The following is a 24,850-nucleotide window of genomic DNA, read 5'->3' on the forward strand; positions in this document are numbered from 1 at the left end:
AGGATTCATTCAGAAGTCGACATTAATTCCGATTCATTTGGCCTTAGATCATCACCAATGCCACACATTTTACATAAATTGAGAACATTTCACAAAAGACTTTAGAATCATTTTCATAACATGGCTTTTTTCCGCGACATTCCACCTTTCTTGTCTGTTTTTCATACAATTCTCTTTACGGCGTGAAAAATCCTCCCGAAAAACAATCAAAAAAAGCCCGCTTCCTTTAAAGGAAGCGGGTGACGGCTGTGATTACAGAACCCGGGTCTCGGCAGTTTTCACGTCTTCTGCTATCAATTCCGCTGCACGCTGTGCTCCGCCGGCCGCTTTCAGGGATTCTCCGATTTCAGAAGCTTTTGTCTGATATTCAGGATTTTCGCTCAATTCTTTTATTGCTTCAGTGAGCAGTTCCGCTGTTACATCTTCTTTTTTAAACATCTTGCCCGCGCCCGTGTTTTCCACTTGGCTTCCGACGGCGAACTGATCTGCGCCCATCGGAATGACGATCATCGGGGTTTTGTAGTAAAGCCCTTCGCTCGTACTGTTCATTCCGCCGTGAGTGATAAATAAGTCCGCTCTCTTCAGGATCTCAAGCTGCGGAACATAAGGCTTTACAATGACATTCTCAGGAATTTCATCAAGCTCCGCCGGATCAAGATGTTTGCCGATTGACATGACGGCTTTTCCGTTAAAGTTTCTGGCCGCTTTTAAGCATTTATTAAACAATTCCTTCTGATTGTTAAAAATCGTGCCCATGGAAATAAACAGGACGTTTTCTCCTTCAAGCTGTTCAAACGGGAAATCTTGAGCCGCCGCCCTTTCGGTTATGGACGGACCGACAAAGAGATAAGATTCGCCAAACTCTTCTTCTTTCGGCTGAAACGCTCTTGAAGTAAACACGATGGTTTTTCTGCCGTCATTTGAGAAAATATCATACGGCGTTTTAATGTCTGCGCTGAATTCTTCATTGAGCCGGCTGACCGCTTCGGTATAAGCCGGATAATGAGATGATTCCTCTGATACAAGGTTTGTATTTGAAAACACTTCTTTAATAAATGCTTCATTCATTGCAAATGTCGTACAAAGTGAATATGCCGGCAGTTTCAGCTGGTTTCTCACGAGCCTTCCTGCCAGAAAATGATGATCATACAGGATGTAGTCGTAGGATTCATCCTTTACTTCTTCAAGAATACGGAGAGCGGCTTTTTTGGAAGTCTCAATCATTAATAGTAAAAACTCGGTAGCGTCCCGCTGTTCATCACCCGTTGCGTTTTTTCCGAATTCATCTTTTCGGAAATCTTCATATTCACGGAATTCCGCTCCGCTTGACGCGATTTTGTTCTCATATTCCTTCACGCCGTAATATACGACATGTTCCCCTTTTGCCTTCAGTTCTTTTACGACTCCTAAAGACGGATTGATATGGCCTTCTCCCGGAAAGCCGATCATCAATACATTTGCCATCTTTCCACTCCCTATTCTTTTAAATTTTATGTATATTTAAACGATAACATCAATACAGAAAAAGGTAAAGATGTTCACCTTATTAATATTAAATGGGTACAATATTCCCATTTTCTTATTATTTCGTATGAAGCGCCCGCGGCGAAACAAGCGGATACAGTCCGCCGTCTTTAGCAAAGGACATTTTTCCCGTTTCTTCTGAAACAACGAGCACGAGTGCATCAGTCACGGCCGAAAGTCCCATCGCGGCCCTGTGGCGCGTCCCGTATTTGAGATCGACATGTTTTGTTGTGAGCGGAAGCACATTGGCTGCTGATACAACCCGGTTTTCTCTGACCAATACGGCTCCGTCGTGAAGCGGATTGCCGGGATAAAAAATACTCTCAATTAAAGCTGAACTGATCTCGGCATGCAGGCTGGTCCCTTTTTGTATTATTCCGTCCAGCGGATCTGCACGTTCAATCACAATCAGCGCTCCGTGTTTTTCTTCCGCCAGATGCTGCACGGCCCTCGCCAGCTCTGTATAGGAAGGCGTAAAATGTTCGATATATGACTGCAGGTAAAACGACGAAGCGACAGCCTGCATTTCCTGAAACGTATGTCCCAGTTCATCTAATTCGCAAAGAAGGCATTGGTCTTTTTCATCCAATGTCCGCAGTATCATTCCGGCATCCTCTGTAATTTGTTTCAAATACGTTTGAACGGCAGCGGTAAACGCGCTTTCCGTCATTTGAGTGTGGCGCATGTCACATCAGCTCCTTTCCCCTATTTTCTGCATCGTGCGCATGGATATGCGCCGCTGTGTGCACCATAATCATGAAAGGAGGCGCACATCATATGGAATTCGCACGGCTGATGCAATATATCTGCACCTTTTTAGGGGTCATTTCACTTTCATTCATTTATGCCAAGATGTTTAAAAAGCCGAAATCGGACAAAAAAGAGTAGGCCGGCTTTCATTGCTTTTTATACATAAAATGTTATAATTTCTCTCGTTAAAATAAAGAAACGGGGAACCTAACTTGAGAGAAACGAACACGATCGGCCAAAAGGTCAGACAGCTGTTACATATCTTCATTCCGATTTTAATCACACAGGCGGGCCTTTCCCTGATCACCTTTTTGGATACGGTGATGTCAGGGAAAGTGAGCGCTGCCGATTTAGCCGGGGTTGCAATCGGTTCAAGCCTGTGGACGCCGGTTTATACGGGCCTTGCAGGAATATTAATGGCCGTTACGCCCGTTGTTTCGCAGCTGTTTGGAGCCGGCAGACAAAAGGAAGTGCCGTTTTCCGTCATCCAGGCCGTTTATGTAGCGGCCGTTCTCAGTGCGGCGGTTATCCTGATCGGCTTTTTCACCGTTGATATGATCTTGGGACATTTGGGCCTGGAACCTCGTGTCCGGACGATCGCAAAACACTTTTTAGGCTTTTTATCCCTCGGTATTTTTCCTTTGTTTGTGTACACCGTTTTGCGCTCGTTTATTGATGCACTCGGCAAAACGCGAGTCACAATGCTTATTACGCTTTGCTCATTGCCTATTAATTTTGTTTTAAATTATGTATTTATTTTCGGGAAATTCAACATGCCGGCATTGGGCGGAGTCGGTGCGGGGCTCGCTTCTGCCCTGACTTACTGGTGTATTTGCGCCATCAGCTTTTTTATCGTCTGCAGATTTGAGCCGTTTGCCGGGTACTCTGTATTTCGGAAACTGTACCGTTTTTCTCCGTCTGAATGCAGAAAACTTTTGAAAATCGGTTTACCTATCGGTTTTGCGGTATTTTTTGAAACGAGCATTTTTGCGGCTGTCACACTGCTTATGAGCCATTTTCAGACGGTGACGATTGCAGCCCACCAGGCGGCAATGAATTTTGCCTCCCTCTTGTATATGCTGCCGCTCAGCGTATCCATGGCCATGACCATTTTAGTCGGCTTTGAAGCAGGCGCAAATCGCTATAGAGATGCCCGCTCATACAGCTATATCGGGATCGTGATGGCGCTTAGTTTTTCTTTATGCACGGCGGCTTTCATTTTACTGTTCAGGCCGCAAATCGCCGGAATGTATACATCAGATCCGGCGGTGCTCATGTTGACGCAGCACTTTTTAATCTATGCGCTGTTTTTCCAGCTTTCTGATGCCGTAGCAGCTCCGATACAAGGCGCTCTGAGAGGATATAAGGATGTCAACTATACACTCGGCGCGGCTTTTGTTTCGTATTGGATTATCGGGCTTCCGCTCGGTTACGCAGTCGGCACTTATACGGGCCTCGGGGCATACGGCTACTGGATCGGGTTAATTGCAGGACTTGCCGCAGGAGCTGTCGGTTTATTCTTCAGACTGATGAAACTGCAAAAGCGTTATGTGAAAAAAATGATGATTTTATAAAGGAGGAGCAGCAATGCCAAAACATAAACTGCTGTACGATTATTTAACTGAACGGGCGGAGGACATCAGTCAGACATGGTTTGATACGCTTCATGAAACGGATCCTGATTCTGTTTATGCTTCTACTGACCCGGCTGTACTCACAAATCTGAAAAAACAAAATCTGGCGTTTAATTATCAGCTCAATCGGATTTTTTCTGAAGAGAAGGAAGTATATACAGCGGCCTTGGAAAAGTGGGCGTTTAAAGCCGCACGGGATAAAGAACATTTAAAAACTCCCATCCATTATATTATTCGCGAGTTTATCAGAGTTCGTGATTTGTATGTCGGCCATGTCAAGCAGTTTACCAGACTTCATTCGGACACCGTGACAGAAGAAGATGCCGAAGATATATTCCATACGCTGATCAAATCGTTTGATGTGGTCATTCATATTTTCATAGAGGAAATGTATAAAAACACAAACATTCAGCTTGAAGCGCAAAAAGAATTGATCACCGAGCTGAGCTCGCCGGTAATTGTGCTTTTTGACAATGTCGGACTGCTGCCGCTGATCGGGGATATTGACACGGCAAGAGCCAAAATGATTTTGGAGAATACGCTGCACCAGTGTTCAGAGAAGCGCATCACGCAGCTGTACATTGATTTATCAGGTGTAGCCATGATTGATACGATGGTTGCCCAACAGCTTTTCACCTTAATTGAATCACTCGGAATGCTCGGCGTGAAAGCGACATTATCCGGAATCCGTCCTGAAATCGCCCAAACCGCGGTGCAGCTCGGACTGAGTTTTTCAAATTTATCAATACGGTCTTCGCTTGCGGAAGCGATCGCTTCCGATCTGACACAAAAAAAGGGATAAGGCATTTCAGCCTTATCCCTTTTTTTATCAGTCTTTCCACGGATATGTCCAATACACTTCTTCTTCAAACCATGTCTGAAGAACCGGCTCGTTATTTTTTATTTTTTCTTCCAGCTCTCTCAGCATGCCTTCCGTTTGGGTGCGGTGCGCTTTTAAGGCATTCATTTTAATATCGGCAACCTCTTTAATATCAAGAATGACATCAGGCTTGCCGACGGCTTCCTCCCTGTTGCGGGTGATTGCCATGCAAAGCGTGCGCGGGCGGTCCTCTTTTTTCTTTCTGTAAAGCGCTCTGATGACCGCTTCGCCGCATGCATCATGATCCGGATGGACGCCGTGCTCCGGATAGAATGTGACAATCAGACTCGGTTTTACATCGTCGATAATCTCTTCCATCATATCCGCGAGCCACTCGTCATCTTCAAATTCAAGTGTTTTATCACGAAGCCCGAGCATTCTCAGGTCAGTAACGTCCATTGCTTTGCATGCGTCAATCAGCTCTTGCTTTCTTAACAGCGGCAGTGTTTCACGGTTCGCGAAAAAAGGGTCTCCCATGTTTCGGCCCATTTCGCCAAGCGTTGCGCATGCATACGTAACGGGAATATCTTTTTGTCTGTGTAAAGCAATCAGCCCTGCCACTCCGTATGATTCATCATCAGGGTGAGGCAGGATGACGAGTACATGTTCTTTCATGATTTTCACCCTTTTCTTTAAACTGTAAACGGCTTTTCGCTGATTTGAAGCGAAATCGCCAATTTTCCGCCCGGCAGATGCCCTGCCATTAACAGACGGTCTTCGTCATCTACTGTATACTCAGTCAGACCTTCTGCGTAAATCCAGCCCTCTTCTGTTTTCAAACCGACGCGGTACGGGCCGTTTCCTTTGATTTTCGCCTGATGGTACGTCACTTTTGCATTGCGTATATAGGCTACAACCGTCATGTTTTTCTCATTCAGATGCGCTGAATAAGAACCGGTCGTTGTTTCCAAATGGATATATACAGGACGATCGGCATATCGCTCTAAAGAAGTTTGCACATCTTCTTTTATGATCGCTTTCATAGCTGCTCCCCTCTTTCTTCTTTTAAAAATTGCAAACGCTTCGTATGTAGTTCAACCAATTCATATTTCTCAATCGGCCGCAGCCGGGAATCTACAATTCGCTGCACCGCCAGAGCAAACTTTTCCTCGGGTGACTTCCGGAGCCTCGGATGTGTTCTTTGATCAAGCAGTTCAAGATCAATTGCCTTCTCCGCTTCTTCAAGAGTTGAAGCCGGGAGAGTGCGGTTATTCCACAGTGTCTGATAGGCTTTTGCTATGTCTTTATCAGTGCCCATTGTACAGCTCCTTTACATACTCGTAATGATTATACATAATTTAAGCTATCGCTGGAAAGCGAAAGGCTTAGCGGCTTTTTATCGGCCGCTTCCATTTGATCTGTGAAAAGGTAAACAAAAGCAATGCTGCCCATATACAAATGAAGGTAAACGCTTTTTGCCCGGAAAACGGTTCATGATACACAAATACGCCGAGCATAAGGGTAATGGTCGGCGCTATATATTGCAAAATGCCGACTTGATACAGCGGCAGACGCTTTGCCCCCTCCGCAAACAGTAACAGCGGCAGGGCCGTAAATACGCCTGCGAAAAATAGGAGCGCCCATGTTCCTGCCCCCAAGGACCCGGAAGTGCTCCCGTCAGCTGTATATCCTAAATAAATAAGTGCAGCCGGGGTAATCAAAAGCGTCTCCAGCGTCAGTCCGATCGTGCTGGACATGCGGGTTCTTTTTTTACATAAGCCGTACAGGCCGAAGCTGAATGCAAGCAGCAATGCGATATAAGGAACCGCGCCATATTGAAACGCAGATATGATCACGGCCGCCCCGGCAATAGAAACGGCTGCTGTTTGCATCTTGTTAAGCTTTTCTTTTAAGAATAGGATGCCCAAAAGAACGGAAACGAGCGGATTAATGTAGTACCCGAGACTTGCTTCAAGCAAAAAGCCGTGATTGACGGCCCATATGTACACAAACCAATTAACGGAAATTAAAACGGAAGCGAAAAAAAGCGCCAGCAGGCCCCCTTCCGATTTCAAAAGACGCAGTTCACGCCATCCGGTTTTCCACTTCTTAAGCACAGTTAAAAGCACACACATGAAAACAAATGACCATAAAATCCGGTGAGCTAAAATGTCCAATGCGGGTATTTGTTCAAGAAGTTTCCAATAGACCGGAAACAGCCCCCACATGGCGAAAGAACAAGCGGTATAAATGATTCCTTTTCTTGCGTTATTCCCTTGCACGGCCTTCCCCTTCCTTTCTGTAAACAGATTATATTATATCACGGGATGCTTCCGGCGGGCATATACTATGTTGTCCGTTAAGAAAGGGTGAGATGCCGTGTTTGATTGGAACAGATATTTTCCCTTCCAAAATCAGTTCTCTAAAGAAACGTTTAAAAATGCTGATCCGAAAGATGTCGAGACATATGTCAACCGAGTGATGGAAAGCGTATTCGGCGCCGGTTATGCCGGACAGTTCCCTTTTCGCGACCCAATGTCCAAAAAGGCCGATCCGGTCGAAGCGGAACCGCCCAAGCCGGAAATTGACCTGTTTGAAACATCCGATCATGTTTTTGCGAAAATTCCCGCAGAACAAGAGGAACTCGACCGTATCAGGATTAAGCATACGTCACACAGCCTCGTTGTAGAGAACAGCAGTCTGGGAGAAGGAAAAAAAGAAATCATCCTTCCGAGCCTCGTCAAACGGAAAGGAACAAAAGCAGTCTATAAAGACGGGATGATTGAAGTTATGTTTTCAAAACAGGAAGACTACAATTTATCGGAAGTGGAGATTTTAAGATAAAAAAAACGGCCCGCGCGATGCAGGCCGTTTTTTCTTTAATAAAATGGCGGATAACCGCCGGCTCCCGGACCGAAGCCGCCGTATGGGACGCCTCCGTATCCGTAACCGGCGAACCCGTACGGATAGCGGGGTCTTGTAAAACCTGTGGCAATTACGCCTCCGAGAAGACCGCCTAAAAATCCGCCGAATAAAGGAGCGCCGAACAAAAAAGGACTTCTCGCCGGAAATCCGGCAGGACCGAAATTCCCGCGATACAATGCATGACGAGGGTACATGTTTTTCCTCCTTTATGTCTGCCTATTCTTAAGCGTATTCATAAAATGAGGAAATTGATTGGGCGATTGTAACAACATGTGCCTCTCTCTGATATTGCATTAACGTATAAATATTTTGGTTATAATTTGATTACATTTTGATTAACTGTTATACTTTTTTACAAGTTGCGACATTATAAAAAACCATCAGGGGGAATAAAATATGCCATTACTTCGTTTTGACGTTATTGAAGGCCGGGATGACGCAGCATTAAAAAAACTACTGGATACCGCCCATTACGCCATGGTTAAAGCTTTTGACGTCCCTGTAACGGACCGTTATCAGATCGTTCACCAGCATCGGCCTCATGAGCTTATCATTGAAGATACCGGGCTCGGTTTCAAAAGAAGCAAAGATCTTGTCATCATCAGCATTGTCAGCAAAGCGCGCACCGAACATCAAAAAGAAACATTATATCAACTGATGGCTGATCAGCTTAAAACAGAATGCGGCATATCACCCGAGGACGTCATGATTTCCATTACAGAAAACGGGAACGCCGATTGGAGCTTCGGGCTTGGTGAGGCTCAGTTTTTAACCGGGAAACTGTAAAAGGCCTCCCCGCTTGTTCTGAATGATTGCAAATTGAATAAAAGAGGGATGTATGTTGGTTAGTGAGTTGTACCCTTGTTTGATATGCGGATTTAAAGGATTAGAGACAAGTCCCGTTTATAACGGCGAATATCAAAAAACATTTGATATTTGCCCCTGCTGCGGGTTTGAATTCGGCTACAGTGAGGACCATGACGTAAGCTTAGGGTTTATTGTAACGCCTGATCATTTAATTGAAGCGGCATTTCAGTTATACCGGAAACAGTAGATTGAGGGGGGAATGAAACTATTTTCTCCAAATGATGTTCCGGCGGAATGTAAAAATGATCATTTCCTTACATTCGATGCTTTATTAAAGCAATTAAAAGGCTTGAACCTCAATCTGAACAATTTTGATATTAATGGTTTTTATGACGAGTAAACATTATTATTAAGAAAAGGCTGCCTTGGGCAGCCTTTGTTATTCATCACATGTGTCGTTGGCAGATCCCCCGGGCTCGCAAAAACTGTCTGCCCATTTTTGCATTTCCTGAAAAACGGCTTGCAGGGCCATGCCTTTATCAGTCAGTTTATAAATGACTTTGACAGGTGTTTCAGGCAGCACCTGACGCTCGACGATTTCATTTTGTTCCAGCTCTTTGAGCCGCTCCGCGAGCATTTTTTGGCTGATTGTCGGTATCGTTTCGGTCATATCTTTAAATCGTTTCGGCCCGTCCATCAGTACATGGATAATGAGGCCGTTCCAGCGCTTTCCCAAAAGGGAAAAAGCGGATTCCATTTTAGGACACATTGTATATCCCACGTGAGTTCATCCCTTCATCTATGAATTGACAAGTTTTTTGTGATCCATTAAAATTAGTTTTCGAGTTACATTTAGTAAGCTTCTAACTTTTCTATTATGATAACACGTTTATCCGAAGGAGGAAACATGATGACATCCGTATTAGACGTTTTAAAGGAACGCGCATCTGTTAAAGAATACGATAAAGACGCGGTCATTACAAAAGAGGAATTAACAGAACTCCTTGAAATCACAACGCAAGCGCCTTCCGCCTGGAACCTTCAGCATTGGCATTTTCAAGTCTTTCACAGTGATGAAGCAAAAGCTGCCCTGCTTCCGGTTGCTTTTAATCAAAAACAGATTATTGATTCATCAGCAGTTATTGCCGTATTAGGCGATTTAAAAGCAAATGAAAATGGTGAAGACGTTTATGCTGAACTGGCTGAGCAAGGCAATATCACAGAAGAGATTAAACAAACGCTTTTAGGCCAGATTAACGGCGCATACCAAAATGATCAGTTTGCCCGTGATTCAGCATTTTTAAACGCTTCTTTAGCAGCGATGCAGCTGATGCTTGCCGCTAAAGCAAAAGGCTACGACACTTGCGCGATCGGCGGATTCAATAAAGAGCAATTCGTTAAGGAATTCGACGTGAGCGAGCGTTTCGTGCCCGTCATGCTGATTTCAATCGGCAAAGCCGTTAAGCCGGCGCATAAAAGCAACCGGCTGCCTGTATCTAAAGTGTCAACTTGGCTGTAAGATGAAAGAAACCCTTAGTCCGCTTAAGCAGACTAAGGGTTTTTTATAGGAATCGCTCACTGTACCAGGTTCTTGCCTGCTCTGCTTCCTGCTGTGTGAGCTGATGACCGCCCTCCTGCCAAACAAGAGAAACGGATGCATGAGCATCTGTCAGATACTGATAAAGCTCCTCCGATTCTTCTTTTGTACATAGGGGATCGCGTTTTCCCGCACCGATAAACACAGGCATCCCTTTCATATCAGGCAGCTTCACTCCGCGTATCGGCACCATCGGATGATGCAGAACCGCTCCTTTCAGTACATCTTTATAATGAAACAAAAGACTTGCTGCAATATTGGCGCCGTTTGAATAGCCGGCAGCAATCACGTTTTCTCTGCTGAATCCGTACATTTGCGCCGCTTCATCAATAAAATTCTTTAATTCTTCCGTCCGTTCAATTAAATCTTTCTCGTCAAATACGCCTTCTTTCAGCCGCTTAAAAAAACGGGGCATGCCGTTTTCCGACACTGATCCTCTGACCCCGAGCAAACTTGCTTTCGGATCGATAAAACGTCCGAGCGACAGAAGATCATGTTCATTTCCCCCCGTTCCGTGCAAAAGCAGCAGAACATTTTCTGACGTCCCCTGTTCAAACACATGTTTCATCATCATTCTCCTTTCTCCATTTTGGGCAGAACAGCTGTAATCTGGCTGCGATGCTCTTCCAGCCATTCCGGAAGCTTCAGCTCTGTTCCGAGATTTTCAAAGGATTCATCCGTCATAAAGCCCGGTTCATCGGTTGCCATTTCAAATAAAATGCCGCCGCTTTCTCTGAAATAGATTGAAGTAAAGTAAGACCTGTCAAGAATGTCAGATGAAGCAAGATGAGAAGCAGCAAGAATGTCCTTCCACTCCGCCTGCTCTTTTTCGGTAGTGCGGAAAGCGACATGATGGACTGTCCCGTAACCGCCGATACCTGCTTCTTTCGGCGCGAGATCAACATCTATAATATGTCCGATCCGGACCTCCGATTGCAGCCTGACAATCTGATTTTCTTCTCCTGTCTTTGAATAACCGAAGCGTTCTATGAGAAATTGAATGGTTGCTTCAGGACGGTACGAGTACAAAAGAACACCTCTCATGCCTGTGATCGCTTCTTTTTCAGTAATGCCCGAAGGCGTCCATTCACTCTGTCCGCTTCTTTCATCTTCCATTATGGCAAGCGGCAGGTCTTCTGTATCATTAAAGAGAAGCACTTGTTCAGACAGTATGATCTGCTCTTTTACAGACAAGCCGTTTTCTTCAAGCCGGCGCTTCCAAAACGCGAGTGCTCCTTTCGGCACGGAGAAATAAATTCTTCCGGCCTGCCCTTTTCCCACGGTTCCCGGGCGGCTTCCCTGAAAAGGAAAAAATGTAATGATCGTGCCCGGCTCTCCGTTTTGGTTGCCGAAATAAAAGTGGTAAGTGGCCGGGTCGTCAAAATTAACGGTTTTTTTAACGAGCCGCAAACCCAGCACTTCAGTATAAAACCGAAGATTTTCAGCAGGATCTTTTGCAAATGCGGTAACATGGTGCAATCCTTGTGTATTCAATGTATTCACTCCTAAATATCTTGATTTCGAGATATTAACTATTCTAATTTAATATGAATGAAGATGCAACTAAAGTGTTTCAGTTAAAAAAGTAATAGAATTCTTTTTTTTCTGAAAAATATCTTGTGATCTTTTCTGACACCTGCTATGATAAGGAGCATTATCAAGTTTCAGGAGGAAAGTAAATGGTCAGAAAAGCACTAATTTTCGTTCTCATCTTAATCCCTTTCAGCCAGCTGGCCCTGCTGTCAGTCGCTAATCGGGTTCATCCGATCATTATCGGGCTGCCTTTTTTTCATTTCTGGCTGCTTTTATGGATCGCAGTCACTCCATTATGTTCGTTTCTTATTTATAGGCTGCAGAAGAAACAAGGAGGACTGGACTGATGCCCGCAAATATAACAGCATTGATCATTACAGCCGTCATCGTTTTAACCGTTGTCTGCATCGGCTTTATAGCCGGGAGAGACAAATCATCACGCACTTCTGTTGAGGAATGGTCTGTCGGCGGCAGACGGTTCGGGGGGCTCCTCGTCTGGTTTTTAGTCGGCGCGGATCTCTATACGGCTTATACGTTTTTAGGCTTAACAAGCACAGCCTACACAGGGGGAAGCGTTGCTTTTTTTGCAATCCCGTATTCTGTTTTGGCGTATTTTATCGCTTATTTCTTTCTGCCGAAGCTGTGGAAAGTGGCAAAAATACACAAATTAACGACGCTTGCCGATTATGCCCGTGAGCGTTTTGACAGTAAACTTTTGGCCAGTCTTGTCGCGATTGTCGGCGTTCTTATGCTCATTCCTTATATTTGTCTCCAGCTGAGCGGAATTCAAGATACGCTTCAGGTGGCCGGAACGGGTGTCATTAATGTCAATATGGTCGTCATCATCTCTTTTATTCTTGTAGCGCTGTATACTTTTTTCAGCGGAATTAAAGGGCCGACGTTTACGGCGATTATTAAAGACATTCTCGTGTGGGTGATTATGCTGTTTATGGTCGTCTCACTCCCGCTGATCCATTTTCACGGCTGGACGCCGATGATTCACACTTTGGCTGAAAAAGCGCCGCAAATGCTAACGATCCCGGACTCGGGGCCGAAAGGAATTCCTTGGTTTATCACAGCTTCCATCGTATCTGCGCTGGCGCTCTTTATGTGGGCGCATGCGGCAACCGGCGTATTTACGGCAAAAAGCGCAGATGCCGTCCGCAAAAACAGCATGTTTCTGCCGCTTTATAATATTGTTTTGATTCTTGTTATTTTTCTCGGCTTTATCGCGTTTCTTGTCCTGCCGGAAGATACCAATCCGCGGCTCGCTTTATTGAAGCTGATTCAAACGTCTTACGGCGGAGTCGCGCAGGGCTTTGCTTACTCCACGATTGCCCTTGCGTCATTGATTCCCTGCTCTATCATGGCCATCGGAGCATCAAACTTATTTGCGAATAACTTATATCGGGATTTGATTCACCCGAATGTGTCACCAAGCAAGCTGACAATGATCACCCGTTCAATGGTATTTGTCGTCATCGGGCTCGCGCTTTTATTCGGCATGCTGTTCCCGACTGCGCTCGTTACCCTTCAGCTTCTCGGTGTTTCCGGCATGGTTCAGATCTTTCCGGCTATCGCCGTCAGTCTGTTTTGGAAGAATCAAACGAAAGAAGCGACAATTATCGGTCTTCTCGTCGGTCTTATCGTGACATTCACGGTAAATATCACCCAATCCGCCCACGGTATATATGAAGGCTTTTGGGGTTTGACCGCTAACATGGCAGCCGTTATTATTCTTAACCCGTTTTTTGTAAAAAAAGCGGCTTCAAACGCCGTCAAAGACGGTTTATTTAATAAAGCGCCTTCTGATCAACTGAACCAAAAAGGCGCTTAACAGAAAGAAGCCGGCACGTAAATGTGCCGGTTTTTACTTTTTTTGCTTCCATTTGTAGGTAGCCACGGTTTTAGCCGGGATGACGGCTTCAAACTGCCGATTTTCTGAAACGACATGGAATTTTTGGTCGGCGGATGTCTGGTTGATTACGACTGTCACAATGGATTGATCAGGATTAAGGAACGATACATTCGAGACTGTGTTTTTGGAGCCGTAATTACTTTCTATCCGCTTTGCTCCCCGGTCGATAAATTTTGAAAAGTTGCCTGTCATATGAAAGATCGGGATATTCCAATAGCGGTCAGGGTTTTTAGCATCCTGAATAAACAGCGTCGGGTCTGGGGTGCCTATCCAATGATGCGTCTTGATTTGACTGTCGAGCATCGTCACCCACGCATTGTAGCTCGACGCGCCGTTGCGGAAATACTGCGCGATCCGGTCCGCCCCTGCCGTCCCCCAGACAGACCGCTCCGTTAAGTGAATAGATTGATCAGGATATCTCTTTCCGATCTCCGACATGACGGAAAGGTCACCGTCATAATCGTGAAAAGCGATGCCGTCTGCCGCCCGGTTTCCTTTTTTATCATCTAAAATCGGCGGAATATAGTTCCACGCCCCGCTCGCATTGTGATCATAAATCCAAATTTTCGTGTCAATTACGTGTTTTTTCATTTCTTTTTTTAAGGCCAGTGCCAGTTTGCGCTGCTGAGACGGCGGCATATACATGCTCGGATAGTCGATTTCCAGCAAAGGTTCATTTTGAAGGGTCATGGCATAAATCGGAATTCCTTGCTTTTCGTACGCCTCAATAAATTTGCGGAAGTAAACGGCCAGTTCGCCGATATATTTATCTTTCAGCTTTCCCCGCTTAAGGTTTTCATTCGTTTTCATCCAAGCCGGCGGGCTCCACGGTGAGGCAATGATTTTCAGTTCCGGATTTATCTCCAGCGCTTCCTTGATGGTTGCTGTAATGTGTAAATCAATATCCTTTTGGATCGAGAAATGACGGAGCTTAGGATCTGTTTGCCCTTCAGGCATATCATCATACGTATAAAATTCCTGTGCCGTAAAATCAGATGTCCCGATCGTTATACGCATAACGTCCATGCCGATACCATCTTTGGGATCAACCAGTTTTTTCAGCACTTCTTTTCTTTTTGCGGGTGTCATTTTTGATAAATTATGGATTGTGGATTCTTCCAGGGACGATCCTACGCCTAACACACTTTGATAGCGGCGCGACGGATCAATATACACGGCGGCGGAGTCAGAAGTCTTCTTTTTTGTCAATGTAAGCGGTGTTTGTTCGTCTAAGGCGTATTTCACTTCCTGCGGCCCGTCATACCACGTACGGGAAGCCGGATCTTTTTCAGAACTGAACCACACCCTTACTTTGTTTTTGTCTGAAGCCTTCCGATCAGCCGCATACACTTCGGTCATGCTGCTTGATATGAAAAAGAAAAACATAAGAAAAACCAGCGTCATGTGCAGACCTTTTTTAAAAAACATGAGCCACCATCCCTTTCCTTATTTTTATAAGCGATCCTAAATGAAAAGCCGGACAGTCACCTCCTTCCCGCTTGAATGAATACGCTTTCAAAATTACTGATAAAAAGCCGGCTTCACACAACGGTGAAGCCTTCCCTTTTTACACCTTTAGGATACATATGAGCCGTTTGTTTCAATCACTTTTTTATACCATTCAAATGAGTCTTTCTTAAGCCGCCTCATTGAACCGTTGCCTTCATTATCCCGATCAACATAAATCATGCCGTAGCGTTTTTTCATTTCTCCGGTTGTAAATGACACGATATCAATAATTCCCCATGGTGTATAGCCCATTACATCCACACCATCATATGTAATTGCTTTTTTCAAAGCTTTTATATGTGACGATAAATATTCAATTCTTGAAGTGTCATGAATTGAACCGTCCTCTTCTAATGTGTCAATGGCGCCAAATCCGTTTTCCACGATAAATAATGGAATCTGGTAGCGGTCGTATAAGCGGTTTAATGTGTACCGTAAACCGGTCGGGTCAATCGCCCAGCCCCAATCACTCGCTGTAATATAAGGATTTTCCACGCCGTTTGGCAATCCTCCGTTTACGACATCTCCGGTATTATCGTTTGATACATCACTTTTTACGGTTGTAGACATGTAATAGCTGAATCCGAGGTAGTCCACCCGGCCGTTTTTCAAAATCTCTTCATCACCGTCTTCAAAGTGTATCTGATAGCCTTCTCTTTCAAATTCTTTTAACGCATAGCTTGGATAATATCCGCGAACCTGCACGTCCGGGAAGAAAAAACGCTGTCTCATCGTTTCTTCAGCCAGCATCACATCATCGGGGTGAGATGAGTACGGGTAAATCGGAACATGTGATACCATCGCGCCGATCCTGAACTCGGGATTGATTTCTCTTCCCTTCGAAACAGCCAATGCGCTTGCCAGCAGTTCGTGTGATGGCCGGCCTGATACATGACTTCTTTTGCGTTTTCGTTTTCTTTGACGGCGACGCCCGAGTTCGTCCATAAAAAGATCGGATTATTCACATCCATCTTATTATTGATTTCGTTAAACGTCATCCAATACTTCACCTTATGTTTATAGCGTTCAAAACACACTTCAGCGAATTTCACAAAAAATCCGACTGTTTTTCTGTTTCTGAAACCGCCGTATTCCCTCGCCAAATGCAGCGGCATCTCAAAATGTGACAGCGTGATTACCGGTTCAATCCCATGTTTCAGCAATTCATCAAACACCCGGTCGTAAAAAGCCAATCCTTCCTCATTGGGCTCCGCTTCATCACCTTTAGGAAAAATTCTGCTCCAGCCGATGGACGTTCTTAAACATTTCAGACCCAGCTCGCTGAATAATGCGATGTCCTCTTTATAACGATGATAAAAATCGATCGCTTCATGATTCGGATAAAATTCCCGCTCTTCAATTGTATCTGTTATTTTCCGGGGCACACCATGCGCGCCTGCCGTCATGACGTCCACTACACTCGGCCCCTTGCCGCCTTTATTCCATCCCCCTTCAAATTGGTGGGCGGCGAGAGCGCCTCCCCATAAAAAATCTTTTGGCAATGTCCCCATCGTTTATATCCTCCTTTATTTGACTGCCGCTTGCAAGCCGAATAAATGCACTGCATCCGCTTCGATAGTGTAGAAGAATTCCTGCCTTTATTTTCATATTATACGTTTACATTATAATTGTACCGGTATAATTTATCAATGCATAAACAATTATAGTTAATTTACGAAATGGCTTTTAAAAACGATTATGCTATAATTCTGAAAGAAGCGGGACAATAAATGAATGAGGAATGTATATGTTAAAATACCAGCAAATCGCGATAGATATTGAAAAATACATAGAAGAACATCAGCTGCAGCAAGGGGATAAACTGCCTGTGCTGCAAACCTTAATGACCCGGTTTAACGTGAGCAAAAGCACGATCACCAAGTCCTTGGATTTATTAGAAAAAAAGGGGATTGTGTTTCAAGTGAGGGGAAGCGGCATTTTTGTCAGACGGAATAAAAGAAAAGGGTATATCAGTCTGCTTTCTAATCAGGGATTTAAAGAATCACTTGAAGATTTTAATGTCACTTCCAAATTATTAGCTCTGGAAGTGAGAAAACCCACGCCTGAGGCTGCCCAAAATCTGAATATGCCGCCTGACGGCGACGTGTATTATGTTAAGCGAATCAGATATATTGACGGGCTGACATTGTGTATCGAAGAGTCATTTTACAACAAATCGATTATTACGTATTTGAATAAAGAGATCGTGGCAGAATCAATATTTGATTATATTAGAGAAGGTCTCGGGTTAAAGCGCGGTTTTTCAGATTTATATCTGTACGCGGGGATGTTAAATGAGGAAGAAGCGGAGTACTTAGGTCTGTTTACAGGAGCGCCTAAGCTTTGCGTTGAAACGATTTTTCATTTAACCAACGGCCAGCCGTTTGACTACTCAAAAGTCACCTATCACTATGAGCAATCACAGTTTTTCATTCAGGCGAACAGCCACCTTTTTGAACAGGAAACGACATAAGACGGGCTTTTCGCAAACAAAAAACACCCAATGCGCGAGCGACGCATCGGGTGTTTTTTACTATTTCATATTCTTATTTAATGTTTCAACGGCTTTTTTCATTTGTGTATCGTTGTCCGCAAGCTGTTTTTGCAGATCCGTCATCAATTTTGCCGTTGTGTCTCCCGTTACAATGCCTGTTTGTTTCAGTTTCTCTTTTGCTTGGAATTGTTTAACGGCTTGTTCAAATGCTTTATCATACGTGCCGTTTACTTTCACGCTGTACCCCAGCGCTTTCATCATTTTTTGCGCATTGGTGACGGTGGCTCCGGAATCCCCGTATTTGTATGTTTTTTTCGCATCTAAATACGGCAGGTTCGCATATTCAGGAAGCTTAACCTGATATTGCGGTTTGATGCCTTTTTTATGAATCCACTCTCCGTCCGCTGTCAGCCATTTAGCGATTGTCAGTTTAACGGTAGAACCGTCGCTGTAATCTTTTGCCGTCTGCACGGTTCCTTTTCCGAACGTTTTCTCGCCGATCAGCGGAATGCCCGATGATTCATGCAGCGCAGCCGACATGATTTCCGCGGCGCTCGCGGTGCCGTCATTGACGAGGACGACTGTCGGTTTTGTCACTTTGCGCTCTTTCGTCGCTTTCATGACCTCTTTCGTGCCGTCTTTGTATTCGACCTGCATGATATTTTTCCCTTTATCGATAAACATGTTGCTCATTTTGATGGCTTCATCCATCAGTCCGCCCGGGTTGCCCCTTAAATCGAGAATGTATCCTTTCGCTCCTTGTTTTTCGAGGCTGTCAATGGCTGAATTCAGCTCTTTTGCCGTCGATTCGGAGAAGGATGTGATTTGGATTTCGCCGATGTCTCCTTTTTTCATTTCAGAGTACACCGTTTCAACCGGGATGGTGTCACGTTTGATCGACAGGTTCAGATCGCCGACACCCGCTCTGTGCAGCACGAGCTTGACGTTTGTTCCCTTTTTGCCGCGGATTAATGCGACGGCTTCGTTTACATTAAGGCCTTTAACGCTTTTGCCGTTGACCTTCAAGATCTGGTCATTCGGTTTAACCCCCGCTTTTTCCGCGGGTGACCCTTTAATCGGCGATACGATCAGGATGCTGCCGTCCTTTTCTTCCACTTGTGCGCCGATGCCTTCAAACGAAGCGGAAATTGTTTCTTCAAAAGACTTTCCTTCCTGCGGGTCCATATAAGAAGAATATGGATCATCCAGGGAACTGATCATGCCTTTTATCGCTCCGTCTACTAATTTGCTGTCATCTGTTTTTTGATAGTAATCACTTTTAATCTGCTCGTAGGCTTTATTGAATTTCTCAAATTTGCTGTTCGTCAAAGCAGCCGAGCCTTGTCCGAAAATGGTCGTATTGCCCGTGATAAACAGCGTAAGCGCCGAGGCTGCGACCGCGGTGATCAATATAATAAAAAACAGTTTAAATTGCCGCTTCAAGAAAACACCACCTTTTTATTCTTACATTATTATCATAGACGAACGCTCATTCGTCAACTTCAAACGTGAGGCGCCCTTCTTTCCCGTTTACCCAAACCTATGCTTTTCTCTCAACATATGCTGAGGAAAAAAGGAGGATTCGGCCTTTGAGCAAATATTTAGATATGCTGTCCTTATTCGGAGTCGGAGGGGCTCACCCCGGCGGACTCGCTTTTTCCAAAGCCGTTCTCACAAAAGCGGCTCCTCCTCCTGGCGAACCGATTCTTGACGCCGGCTGCGGAACGGGACAGACGGCCGCTTATCTCGGCCACCTGCTGTATCCCGTCACCTGTGTTGATAAGGACCCCCTTATGCTTGAAAAAGCAGCAAAACGATTTGCCGCTGAAGGCTTAACCATTCCGGGCTATTTGGCGGAGCTTGAGCGGCTTCCGTTTGCTGAAAATCAATTTTCCGCCGTTCTTTCCGAATCAGTTCTCACCTTTTCAAATCTTGATTCATCGCTGTCTGAAATCCTGCGGGTCCTTAAACCCGGGGGTATGCTGATCGGCATTGAAGCTGCTTTACAAAAGCCCATGCCGGAAAACGCCATCACGCAGATAAAAGACTTCTACGGTTTTACCGTATTGCAGGATGAAACGGCATGGAAACAGAGATTGCTTCAGCAAGGCTTTCAGAAAGCGGATTTCATTCCCGCTGTCTATGAAAACAATGCGCAGGAGCCGACTACAGAAATGGATTTATCGCCCGTTATTCAGCCGGTTCACTACGATACGCTGACGGCTCATTACGAGCTTATGCAGACGTACCGTGAATATATGGGACACTGCGCTTTTGTCGCTTACAAGTAAAACGGCGATTGTCCTCCTGTTTTCGTCCAACCTTTTTACCGCACTCTATCATAAGCTGACATAGAAAGATAGGTTGGATAGGAGGAGAAAAGATGCAAAACTATTATCATCTTTGCCGGCAGCACCAGGGAAAAGTAGCAAGAATTACAGAACGAAACGGCAGAGTCCACGTCGGAAGAATCGTACGGGTGACTAACAGCAAAGTGTATATCGCCCCTGTCGGCGGCCGTCACAGAGGATACGGGTTCGGCTATTGGGGAGGCTGGGGAGGCTGGGGAGCAGCCTACGGTATCGGCCTTGGTTTAATTACCGGATTTGCGCTTGGAGGTTTACTCTTCTGGTAATAAAGAAAGCCCGCTTTCTATTTTTCAAGCGGGCTTCTTCTCATTACACTTTCTTTACTTCATTAAAATATTCTTCAAGCGTTAATTGATGGTCATGGATGGCTTTTGCCGCTTTTTTGCCTACATAGCGTAAATGCCATGGTTCATACTCATACTTTGTGACATTTTCTTTGCCTTTAGGATAGCGGATGATAAAGCCGTATTCATACGCATGGTCTTTCACCCATTTGCCGTCCGCCGTGTTTCCGAACGCTTCATTCAGCTCATATCCGTTGCTTTTGCTGGAAATGTCCATGGCAAGCCCCGTCTGGTGTTCGCTTTGCCCCGGATATGCGACGGCTTCTTTCGCCTTTTTTTCACCTTTCAGACTGACTTCATTATCGAAAATAACTTTCTGTCTGTCATAAGAGCGGTATCCTGAAACGGCAACCAGGTCATAACCTTCTTTTTTCCCGGCGCTGAATAGTTCCGCCAAAGCATCGGCGGCAGGTTTGCGGATATATCGTTTCTCGATTTTCTCAGTAAAAGAAAATTCGACTTTCGGGATCACGAGATCATTCGGTTTATAATCTCCCGGCAGCGTGTATGTCTTATTCACGAGCGCAAGTGTATTTGTCGGGTTTTGAATGGTCTCAAGCCCGTTCACTTCTTTAACATCATTAAAATATTTGCTCTCCAATACAAAATCGCTGTTTTCTGTCTTCGTTGTTTTTTTGCTTGATGTGTCATCGGATTGTTTTGTTTCAGCTGCTGTTTTTGTGTCCTTGTGGCTGTCGCCGCCTGAAATGCTGCAGCCGGTTCCCACGATTGCGGTTACGCTGAGAGCGGCAGCGAGCGAGAACCATTTAGTGGATTTCTTCATTTTACCCTTACCTTTCTTTTTTTGAATCAGGGCGATGCATAAAGAAGAGGGCTGCTTTAATCAGCATAACCCTCATCTCAAGTTTACGATACAGTATGCAGCGCCAGTTTAATCATATCATGAAAAGTCGTTTGACGCTCTTCTGCCGTTGTTTCTTCTCCCGTTAATACGTGATCGCTTACAGTCAGGATAGACAGCGCTTTTTTGCCGTATTTAGCGGCAAGCGTATATAAAGCAGTCGTTTCCATCTCTACGCCGAGCACGCCGTATCTGGCAAGCTTTTCGATTTGGGAGTCTTCATTGTAAAACTGATCGGCGGTGAATACGCTCCCGACCGCTACGGGAAGATTGTTTTTTTGCGCTTCCTGGTACGCTTTATGAAGCAGTTCGAAGTCTGCGCAAGGAGCATAATCTACACTGCCGAAGGCGACACGGTTCATCTGTGAATCCGTTGAAGACGTCATAGCCAAAATCACGTCACGCACCTTCACGTCATTACGGATGGCTCCGCATGAGCCGACTCTGATTAAGTTTTGAACATCATAGCTTTGAATCAGTTCATTCACATAAATAGAGATAGACGGAACACCCATGCCTGTGCCTTGGACTGATACTTTTTTGCCGTTATATGTACCCGTAAATCCGTACATTCCTCTGACTTCATTATAGCATTCCACATTTTCAAGATAAGTTTCCGCAATAAATTTCGCTCGGAGCGGATCTCCCGGCAAAAGCACTGTATCCGCAATTTGGCCTTTTTCTGCGTTTATATGTACACTCATTTCCTTTTCCTCCTGCCTATTCAAACTCCCACCCATTGTACACTGAATAACGGTAAGAGACAATCATCAGCATGATCAGGGCGATCTTGGGCAGAATATGCGGGATGACAAGCCTAAAGAAAAAGGAGTGAACATAATGGGCAAAAAACAGCGCAACCGGGTGACCGGCCAGAAAAAAAACAATCATGTGCCCGTTTCAGACGTCATTGCAGCTGATGAAGCGCATGGAAAAGAGCATTCCGCCGCTAAACGGAAGCCTTAACACTGTCTTTCCCAGACAATACGGAAGCCGGCTGAAGATTCAGCCGGCCCCGTCTTACCTCGGCTGGACGAGCAGCCGGTTAATTTTGCTCCATCCCGCAGGGTTAAGCCTGTAATAGGTCTTTCCTTTTCTTCCTTCGTCTATGAGTATGACATCTCCGGTCGCTATGAATCTGGCTTGATAGTCGTTTGGGACCGTATCAGGCACATTAAAAACAGAAAATGCCCTTTCCAGTGCGTCTTGATGATTGTCAGCGGCCAGCTCTGTCCGATAGACGACCCTGTATCCCTTTTTCTCGCCGTAGCGGGGTGTTTGAAAAATCGTCACATCATAGGCGCAAGTCTTTTTTTTAAACACGGGCAGCGATAACAGCATCAAGATCCCTCCCTCTTATTTCTTAATAGTATTAGCGTTTTTTCTCATTTTTCCTGTCTCTATTTTTGTCGAAACGGATGATACTTTTCGTCAAAGAGCGCAAAAAGCGAAACGAGGCAAAGTCCGAGACTGAATCCGGCAAGGACATCCGTCGGAAAATGCGCGCCTAAATAAATTCTGCTGAGTCCGATCAGAATGACGAGAACTCCGGTAAAGACGGTGACGGCCCGTTTTCTTTTCGTAAAAAACGGAACATGCTTAATCAAAAAGTAAGCGATGACGGGATACATCACTGCCGAATTCATGGAGTGGCCGCTCGGAAAACTGTATGAGGTTTCATGGACGAGCGGTTCAAAAGCGGGTCTGGCTCTTTCAATCAATTCTTTTATTTTTATGTTTACAATCCGTTCAATGAGAAAGAGAAGCGGCAAAAAAACAACATCCGGCGTTTTTTTGTACATATACAGAGCCGCGCCTGTCAAAAGAAGAAGCGGTAAAAGCACCGCGGTCGTGCCGAGCTCCGTTATCCATAACATCAATTCATTCAGCCAGGCAGCCCTGATCCTGACAGCCGCTTCTATCACACGCTCATCAAAAGCCCGGACGGCTTCTATCCGGATCGCTGCTGCGAGCAGAATAAACAATGCGAAAAGACTTGCTGGCTTGTACAACGTTTTCCCCCCATGTTTCATTCTCCCGAGCCGATTGAAAAAACCGAAGCTTTTTCACTTCGGTTCCGCAGTTTCAGTCTTCATCAAGCTCTTCGTCTATCATACATTTTTCTAATAAATAATCAAAGGTGATGTCGGCTATTTCGAAGATTTCCTCTTCACTCGGTATGTACCCGCGCATAGCAAGCTGACTGTAAAAATAATCAGCTATTTCTTCTGTGTCAATCACAAGATCTATTTCTTTCATGCAAACACCGCCTCCTTTTTTATGTTTTATGAAAAAACCGTTCAAATTATACCCGAAAGTTCTAAACGTTTTGTCCGCTCATATACTTTTAAAAAACAAGCCCCGGAGGGAGAAAAGATGATGACGAAAATGATGGCTTTTTTGGACGGAGATGGATTTGATATCGTATTGGAAAAAGTGCTGAAAGGAATGTCGTTTGTAATCTTTGCCGGCTGTCTGCCCTGGTTTTTATATGTCACCGTCCGTTTTTTTGCCGGCTAGCTGAAATGCTCCCGCAGGCTTTCCAACACAAAATTCATCATATCTTTATATTCTTCGTCACCGAACAAATGATAAAGAATCTTATAATCGTTATAAATATCAAGCAGCTCATCTACAATCGATACCGCCAGCACATGCAGGGTATCGGGATCATCAGCATCGCCTTCAAACTGAAGAAGAGCAGACGCGACGGTATCCTCGCCGATCTCATGAGATGCTTCCCCAACATAGTGGACAAACAGCAGCTGATGCACAAACTGATCCATTTCATATTTTCTCAGAACCAGCGTGAGATCCTCTTCCTCCGTTTCAAGCCACTCTCCGTCTTTCAGCCGAGTCAGCTCATAAATAATATCCTCCCAGCCATCCTCTAAATATCTCCATATTTCAGTTCTGTGGCCGATGACACGGAATAATTCCTTTCCGTAGTCCTTTACATATACGACGTCGCCGATCAGAAATTCATATTCAATATCCAATTTCTCCATATCGACGATCACGCCCTCATAATCTTTATAAAGCTGGATGGACGATTCAAAATAAAGCACTTCATTATGATTGACTTCGTAAAGATAATGTTTATCAATTTGATGAACCTTCGTAATGGTGCCGACGGTTCCGTACATCACGACGACCACGATGTCTCCCACTTGAAATTTCGGTTTATCTGGCTTCATGCTGTCTCCCCCTTGCCGCGGACTGTCATACGCTATCGTATGCCGGCCGCCATAATTTCGCATGGGCATGAAAACCACAGGAAATATCTATTTCTGCACCTGTTCAAAATGTCAAAAACCGCAACATGCTTGTGCGTTTTTTCACTTATCGTAAACAGAAGCGTCCGATGACATTCCGCTCTCGATCGAATGAGCAGTAACAATGCTGAGACAAAAAGCTTCTATTTTTTATGAGTTTTTGTTTTTTTCTCTATGACGCAAAGGAAAATACCCGGCCCGAAGGCATGTTGACACACCGCCGTGATGTTCAAGATTCGTAGGAGTATGGAACTCCCATTCCGGCTGCATATTTGCAATGGCTTGTGTATCATGAAGAACCAAACTCATTTCGGCTTTCAATGAAGGCACAACTTCAATCCGCTTCAACCTTGTCACATAAAATCCCTTTTCCGTCCAAACGTCAGTGGCTCATCAGTCTTACCTAATCACTTCATTTAAATGTTTGATTATTTCTCCGTGAAAAGAGGCTCCTTACACGGGACCCCACCGGCAGCAGGCCTGATCCGG

Annotated in this window: 30 protein-coding genes and 2 pseudogenes; 13 read left to right on the forward strand and 19 right to left on the reverse strand. The window is 44.9% G+C overall.

Going from position 1 to position 24,850, the window contains the following annotated elements; genetic code table 11:
• Nucleotides 1-252: 252 nt before the first annotated feature.
• Both NYE38_RS10300 and cdaS read right to left on the reverse strand, forming a co-directional pair.
• Complete coding sequence (locus NYE38_RS10300) at nt 253-1,464, reverse strand: macrolide family glycosyltransferase (RefSeq protein WP_017417971.1); 1,212 nt, start codon at nt 1,462-1,464, stop codon at nt 253-255.
• Between the two features lie 118 nt (nt 1,465-1,582).
• Nucleotides 1,583-2,209, reverse strand: a complete 627-nt coding sequence (gene cdaS / locus NYE38_RS10305) for a sporulation-specific diadenylate cyclase CdaS (RefSeq protein ID WP_017417972.1) — start codon at nt 2,207-2,209, stop codon at nt 1,583-1,585.
• Nucleotides 2,210-2,486: 277 nt separating this feature from the next.
• Here cdaS and NYE38_RS10310 point away from each other — a divergent pair, with 277 nt between their 5' ends.
• Nucleotides 2,487-3,848, forward strand: coding sequence for an MATE family efflux transporter (locus NYE38_RS10310; RefSeq protein ID WP_014418126.1), 1,362 nt, complete (start codon nt 2,487-2,489; stop codon nt 3,846-3,848).
• Between the two features lie 13 nt (nt 3,849-3,861).
• Entirely contained in the window at nt 3,862-4,710 is an 849-nt protein-coding gene (locus tag NYE38_RS10315; RefSeq protein WP_017417974.1) for an STAS domain-containing protein, read from the forward strand.
• A gap of 27 nt (nt 4,711-4,737) precedes the next feature.
• Here the strand turns inward: NYE38_RS10315 and bshB2 are convergent, their stop codons facing one another.
• The 4 genes from bshB2 to rarD all read right to left on the reverse strand — a co-directional run bounded on the left by bshB2 (nt 4,738) and on the right by rarD (nt 7,010).
• Nucleotides 4,738-5,403 carry a bacillithiol biosynthesis deacetylase BshB2 gene (gene bshB2 / locus NYE38_RS10320; RefSeq protein WP_007407961.1) on the reverse strand — a complete coding sequence of 222 codons (666 nt, stop codon included), beginning with the start codon at nt 5,401-5,403 and terminating at the stop codon, nt 4,738-4,740.
• Nucleotides 5,404-5,420: 17 nt separating this feature from the next.
• Complete coding sequence (locus NYE38_RS10325) at nt 5,421-5,771, reverse strand: YojF family protein (RefSeq protein ID WP_007611980.1); 351 nt, start codon at nt 5,769-5,771, stop codon at nt 5,421-5,423.
• Nucleotides 5,768-6,046: a hypothetical protein gene (locus tag NYE38_RS10330; protein WP_017417975.1), complete on the reverse strand. Its 279-nt coding sequence runs from the start codon at nt 6,044-6,046 to the stop codon at nt 5,768-5,770. Before NYE38_RS10330 ends, NYE38_RS10325 begins: the two co-directional genes overlap by 4 nt.
• Nucleotides 6,047-6,113: 67 nt before the next feature.
• Complete coding sequence (rarD, locus tag NYE38_RS10335) at nt 6,114-7,010, reverse strand: EamA family transporter RarD (RefSeq protein WP_012117756.1); 897 nt, start codon at nt 7,008-7,010, stop codon at nt 6,114-6,116.
• 97 nt (nt 7,011-7,107) lie between these two features.
• On the opposite strand from rarD, the gene NYE38_RS10340 reads away from it, so the two are divergent.
• Entirely contained in the window at nt 7,108-7,572 is a 465-nt protein-coding gene (locus tag NYE38_RS10340; protein WP_014418128.1) for a hypothetical protein, read from the forward strand.
• 35 nt (nt 7,573-7,607) lie between these two features.
• On the opposite strand, the gene NYE38_RS10345 is transcribed toward NYE38_RS10340, so the two are convergent.
• The gene (locus NYE38_RS10345; RefSeq protein ID WP_003153736.1) at nt 7,608-7,847 is read right to left on the reverse strand and encodes a hypothetical protein; all 240 of its coding nucleotides are present in this window, start codon (nt 7,845-7,847) and stop codon (nt 7,608-7,610) included.
• Between the two features lie 202 nt (nt 7,848-8,049).
• On the opposite strand from NYE38_RS10345, the gene NYE38_RS10350 reads away from it, so the two are divergent.
• Both NYE38_RS10350 and NYE38_RS10355 read left to right on the forward strand, forming a co-directional pair.
• Nucleotides 8,050-8,439, forward strand: coding sequence for a tautomerase family protein (locus NYE38_RS10350; protein WP_003153733.1), 390 nt, complete (start codon nt 8,050-8,052; stop codon nt 8,437-8,439).
• 52 nt (nt 8,440-8,491) lie between these two features.
• A pseudogene (locus NYE38_RS10355) lies at nt 8,492-8,860 on the forward strand (hypothetical protein).
• Between the two features lie 39 nt (nt 8,861-8,899).
• Here the strand turns inward: NYE38_RS10355 and NYE38_RS10360 are convergent.
• Nucleotides 8,900-9,241 carry a winged helix-turn-helix transcriptional regulator gene (locus NYE38_RS10360; RefSeq protein WP_003153729.1) on the reverse strand — a complete coding sequence of 114 codons (342 nt, stop codon included), beginning with the start codon at nt 9,239-9,241 and terminating at the stop codon, nt 8,900-8,902.
• Nucleotides 9,242-9,370: 129 nt separating this feature from the next.
• Here NYE38_RS10360 and NYE38_RS10365 point away from each other — a divergent pair, with 129 nt between their 5' ends.
• The gene (locus NYE38_RS10365; protein WP_003153727.1) at nt 9,371-9,979 is read left to right on the forward strand and encodes a nitroreductase family protein; all 609 of its coding nucleotides are present in this window, start codon (nt 9,371-9,373) and stop codon (nt 9,977-9,979) included.
• 43 nt (nt 9,980-10,022) lie between these two features.
• On the opposite strand, the gene NYE38_RS10370 is transcribed toward NYE38_RS10365, so the two are convergent.
• A complete protein-coding gene (locus NYE38_RS10370) occupies nt 10,023-10,625 on the reverse strand; it encodes an alpha/beta hydrolase (RefSeq protein WP_025649771.1) in 603 nt (200 codons plus the stop codon).
• Between the two features lie 2 nt (nt 10,626-10,627).
• Nucleotides 10,628-11,551 (reverse strand): ring-cleaving dioxygenase, encoded by a 924-nt coding sequence (locus tag NYE38_RS10375; RefSeq protein WP_017417978.1) that lies wholly within the window; start codon nt 11,549-11,551, stop codon nt 10,628-10,630.
• A gap of 185 nt (nt 11,552-11,736) precedes the next feature.
• Between NYE38_RS10375 and NYE38_RS10380 the strand changes: the two genes are divergently transcribed.
• A complete protein-coding gene (locus NYE38_RS10380; protein WP_003153716.1) occupies nt 11,737-11,937 on the forward strand; it encodes a DUF3311 domain-containing protein in 201 nt (66 codons plus the stop codon).
• Complete coding sequence (locus NYE38_RS10385; protein ID WP_012117763.1) at nt 11,937-13,427, forward strand: sodium:solute symporter; 1,491 nt, start codon at nt 11,937-11,939, stop codon at nt 13,425-13,427. The genes NYE38_RS10380 and NYE38_RS10385 overlap by 1 nt, the downstream gene beginning before the upstream one ends.
• Before the next feature lie 33 nt (nt 13,428-13,460).
• Here NYE38_RS10385 and NYE38_RS10390 read toward each other — a convergent pair whose 3' ends face one another.
• Both NYE38_RS10390 and bglA read right to left on the reverse strand, forming a co-directional pair.
• Nucleotides 13,461-14,936, reverse strand: a complete 1,476-nt coding sequence (locus tag NYE38_RS10390) for a glycoside hydrolase family 30 beta sandwich domain-containing protein (RefSeq protein WP_017417979.1) — start codon at nt 14,934-14,936, stop codon at nt 13,461-13,463.
• A 147-nt stretch (nt 14,937-15,083) separates the two neighbouring features.
• A pseudogene (gene bglA / locus NYE38_RS10395) lies at nt 15,084-16,528 on the reverse strand (6-phospho-beta-glucosidase BglA).
• A gap of 236 nt (nt 16,529-16,764) precedes the next feature.
• Here bglA and NYE38_RS10400 point away from each other — a divergent pair.
• A complete protein-coding gene (locus NYE38_RS10400) occupies nt 16,765-17,490 on the forward strand; it encodes a GntR family transcriptional regulator (protein ID WP_014418133.1) in 726 nt (241 codons plus the stop codon).
• A 60-nt stretch (nt 17,491-17,550) separates the two neighbouring features.
• Here the strand turns inward: NYE38_RS10400 and NYE38_RS10405 are convergent, their stop codons facing one another.
• The gene (locus tag NYE38_RS10405) at nt 17,551-18,954 is read right to left on the reverse strand and encodes a S41 family peptidase (protein WP_017417981.1); all 1,404 of its coding nucleotides are present in this window, start codon (nt 18,952-18,954) and stop codon (nt 17,551-17,553) included.
• A 146-nt stretch (nt 18,955-19,100) separates the two neighbouring features.
• Between NYE38_RS10405 and NYE38_RS10410 the strand changes: the two genes are divergently transcribed.
• Nucleotides 19,101-19,802 carry a class I SAM-dependent methyltransferase gene (locus tag NYE38_RS10410; protein ID WP_017417982.1) on the forward strand — a complete coding sequence of 234 codons (702 nt, stop codon included), beginning with the start codon at nt 19,101-19,103 and terminating at the stop codon, nt 19,800-19,802.
• 92 nt (nt 19,803-19,894) lie between these two features.
• The gene (locus tag NYE38_RS10415) at nt 19,895-20,146 is read left to right on the forward strand and encodes a hypothetical protein (RefSeq protein WP_007612011.1); all 252 of its coding nucleotides are present in this window, start codon (nt 19,895-19,897) and stop codon (nt 20,144-20,146) included.
• 43 nt (nt 20,147-20,189) lie between these two features.
• Here the strand turns inward: NYE38_RS10415 and NYE38_RS10420 are convergent, their stop codons facing one another.
• Nucleotides 20,190-21,008 carry a M15 family metallopeptidase gene (locus tag NYE38_RS10420; RefSeq protein WP_017417983.1) on the reverse strand — a complete coding sequence of 273 codons (819 nt, stop codon included), beginning with the start codon at nt 21,006-21,008 and terminating at the stop codon, nt 20,190-20,192.
• 83 nt (nt 21,009-21,091) lie between these two features.
• Complete coding sequence (gene deoD, locus NYE38_RS10425; RefSeq protein WP_003153702.1) at nt 21,092-21,790, reverse strand: purine-nucleoside phosphorylase; 699 nt, start codon at nt 21,788-21,790, stop codon at nt 21,092-21,094.
• Nucleotides 21,791-21,926: 136 nt separating this feature from the next.
• Here deoD and NYE38_RS10430 point away from each other — a divergent pair, with 136 nt between their 5' ends.
• Nucleotides 21,927-22,052: a hypothetical protein gene (locus tag NYE38_RS10430; protein ID WP_003153701.1), complete on the forward strand. Its 126-nt coding sequence runs from the start codon at nt 21,927-21,929 to the stop codon at nt 22,050-22,052.
• A 54-nt stretch (nt 22,053-22,106) separates the two neighbouring features.
• Here NYE38_RS10430 and NYE38_RS10435 read toward each other — a convergent pair whose 3' ends face one another.
• The 3 genes from NYE38_RS10435 to NYE38_RS10445 all read right to left on the reverse strand — a co-directional run bounded on the left by NYE38_RS10435 (nt 22,107) and on the right by NYE38_RS10445 (nt 23,345).
• Nucleotides 22,107-22,427, reverse strand: a complete 321-nt coding sequence (locus NYE38_RS10435) for a YodL domain-containing protein (protein ID WP_003153700.1) — start codon at nt 22,425-22,427, stop codon at nt 22,107-22,109.
• Between the two features lie 59 nt (nt 22,428-22,486).
• The gene (locus NYE38_RS10440) at nt 22,487-23,098 is read right to left on the reverse strand and encodes a phosphatase PAP2 family protein (RefSeq protein WP_017417984.1); all 612 of its coding nucleotides are present in this window, start codon (nt 23,096-23,098) and stop codon (nt 22,487-22,489) included.
• Nucleotides 23,099-23,171: 73 nt separating this feature from the next.
• Nucleotides 23,172-23,345 carry a YozD family protein gene (locus NYE38_RS10445; protein WP_003153696.1) on the reverse strand — a complete coding sequence of 58 codons (174 nt, stop codon included), beginning with the start codon at nt 23,343-23,345 and terminating at the stop codon, nt 23,172-23,174.
• A gap of 117 nt (nt 23,346-23,462) precedes the next feature.
• On the opposite strand from NYE38_RS10445, the gene NYE38_RS10450 reads away from it, so the two are divergent.
• Nucleotides 23,463-23,606, forward strand: a complete 144-nt coding sequence (locus tag NYE38_RS10450; protein ID WP_014418137.1) for a hypothetical protein — start codon at nt 23,463-23,465, stop codon at nt 23,604-23,606.
• On the opposite strand, the gene NYE38_RS10455 is transcribed toward NYE38_RS10450, so the two are convergent.
• Nucleotides 23,603-24,283 carry a hypothetical protein gene (locus tag NYE38_RS10455; RefSeq protein WP_014418138.1) on the reverse strand — a complete coding sequence of 227 codons (681 nt, stop codon included), beginning with the start codon at nt 24,281-24,283 and terminating at the stop codon, nt 23,603-23,605. The two genes, NYE38_RS10450 and NYE38_RS10455, sit on opposite strands and share 4 nt — an antisense overlap.
• Between the last annotated feature and the right edge of the window lie 567 nt (nt 24,284-24,850).

It is taken from the genome of Bacillus sp. EU63, from assembly GCF_038592915.1.
Classification (GTDB): Bacteria; Bacillota; Bacilli; order Bacillales; family Bacillaceae; genus Bacillus; species Bacillus velezensis.

Coding starts and splice junctions, on each gene's coding strand:
- NYE38_RS10415 (WP_007612011.1), top strand. CDS start 19,895: ATGCAAAACTATTATCATCTTTGCCGGCAGCACCAGGGAAAAGTAGCA.
- NYE38_RS10450 (WP_014418137.1), top strand. CDS start 23,463: ATGATGACGAAAATGATGGCTTTTTTGGACGGAGATGGATTTGATATC.
- NYE38_RS10380 (WP_003153716.1), top strand. CDS start 11,737: ATGGTCAGAAAAGCACTAATTTTCGTTCTCATCTTAATCCCTTTCAGC.
- NYE38_RS10390 (WP_017417979.1), bottom strand. CDS start 14,936: ATGTTTTTTAAAAAAGGTCTGCACATGACGCTGGTTTTTCTTATGTTT.
- cdaS (WP_017417972.1), bottom strand. CDS start 2,209: ATGCGCCACACTCAAATGACGGAAAGCGCGTTTACCGCTGCCGTTCAA.
- NYE38_RS10400 (WP_014418133.1), top strand. CDS start 16,765: ATGTTAAAATACCAGCAAATCGCGATAGATATTGAAAAATACATAGAA.
- NYE38_RS10300 (WP_017417971.1), bottom strand. CDS start 1,464: ATGGCAAATGTATTGATGATCGGCTTTCCGGGAGAAGGCCATATCAAT.
- NYE38_RS10430 (WP_003153701.1), top strand. CDS start 21,927: ATGGGCAAAAAACAGCGCAACCGGGTGACCGGCCAGAAAAAAAACAAT.
- NYE38_RS10370 (WP_025649771.1), bottom strand. CDS start 10,625: ATGAAACATGTGTTTGAACAGGGGACGTCAGAAAATGTTCTGCTGCTT.
- NYE38_RS10315 (WP_017417974.1), top strand. CDS start 3,862: ATGCCAAAACATAAACTGCTGTACGATTATTTAACTGAACGGGCGGAG.
- NYE38_RS10330 (WP_017417975.1), bottom strand. CDS start 6,046: ATGGGCACTGATAAAGACATAGCAAAAGCCTATCAGACACTGTGGAAT.
- bshB2 (WP_007407961.1), bottom strand. CDS start 5,403: ATGAAAGAACATGTACTCGTCATCCTGCCTCACCCTGATGATGAATCA.
- NYE38_RS10350 (WP_003153733.1), top strand. CDS start 8,050: ATGCCATTACTTCGTTTTGACGTTATTGAAGGCCGGGATGACGCAGCA.
- NYE38_RS10345 (WP_003153736.1), bottom strand. CDS start 7,847: ATGTACCCTCGTCATGCATTGTATCGCGGGAATTTCGGTCCTGCCGGA.
- NYE38_RS10445 (WP_003153696.1), bottom strand. CDS start 23,345: ATGAAAGAAATAGATCTTGTGATTGACACAGAAGAAATAGCTGATTAT.
- NYE38_RS10325 (WP_007611980.1), bottom strand. CDS start 5,771: ATGAAAGCGATCATAAAAGAAGATGTGCAAACTTCTTTAGAGCGATAT.
- NYE38_RS10455 (WP_014418138.1), bottom strand. CDS start 24,283: ATGAAGCCAGATAAACCGAAATTTCAAGTGGGAGACATCGTGGTCGTC.
- NYE38_RS10385 (WP_012117763.1), top strand. CDS start 11,937: ATGCCCGCAAATATAACAGCATTGATCATTACAGCCGTCATCGTTTTA.
- deoD (WP_003153702.1), bottom strand. CDS start 21,790: ATGAGTGTACATATAAACGCAGAAAAAGGCCAAATTGCGGATACAGTG.
- NYE38_RS10365 (WP_003153727.1), top strand. CDS start 9,371: ATGACATCCGTATTAGACGTTTTAAAGGAACGCGCATCTGTTAAAGAA.
- NYE38_RS10435 (WP_003153700.1), bottom strand. CDS start 22,427: ATGCTGTTATCGCTGCCCGTGTTTAAAAAAAAGACTTGCGCCTATGAT.
- NYE38_RS10420 (WP_017417983.1), bottom strand. CDS start 21,008: ATGAAGAAATCCACTAAATGGTTCTCGCTCGCTGCCGCTCTCAGCGTA.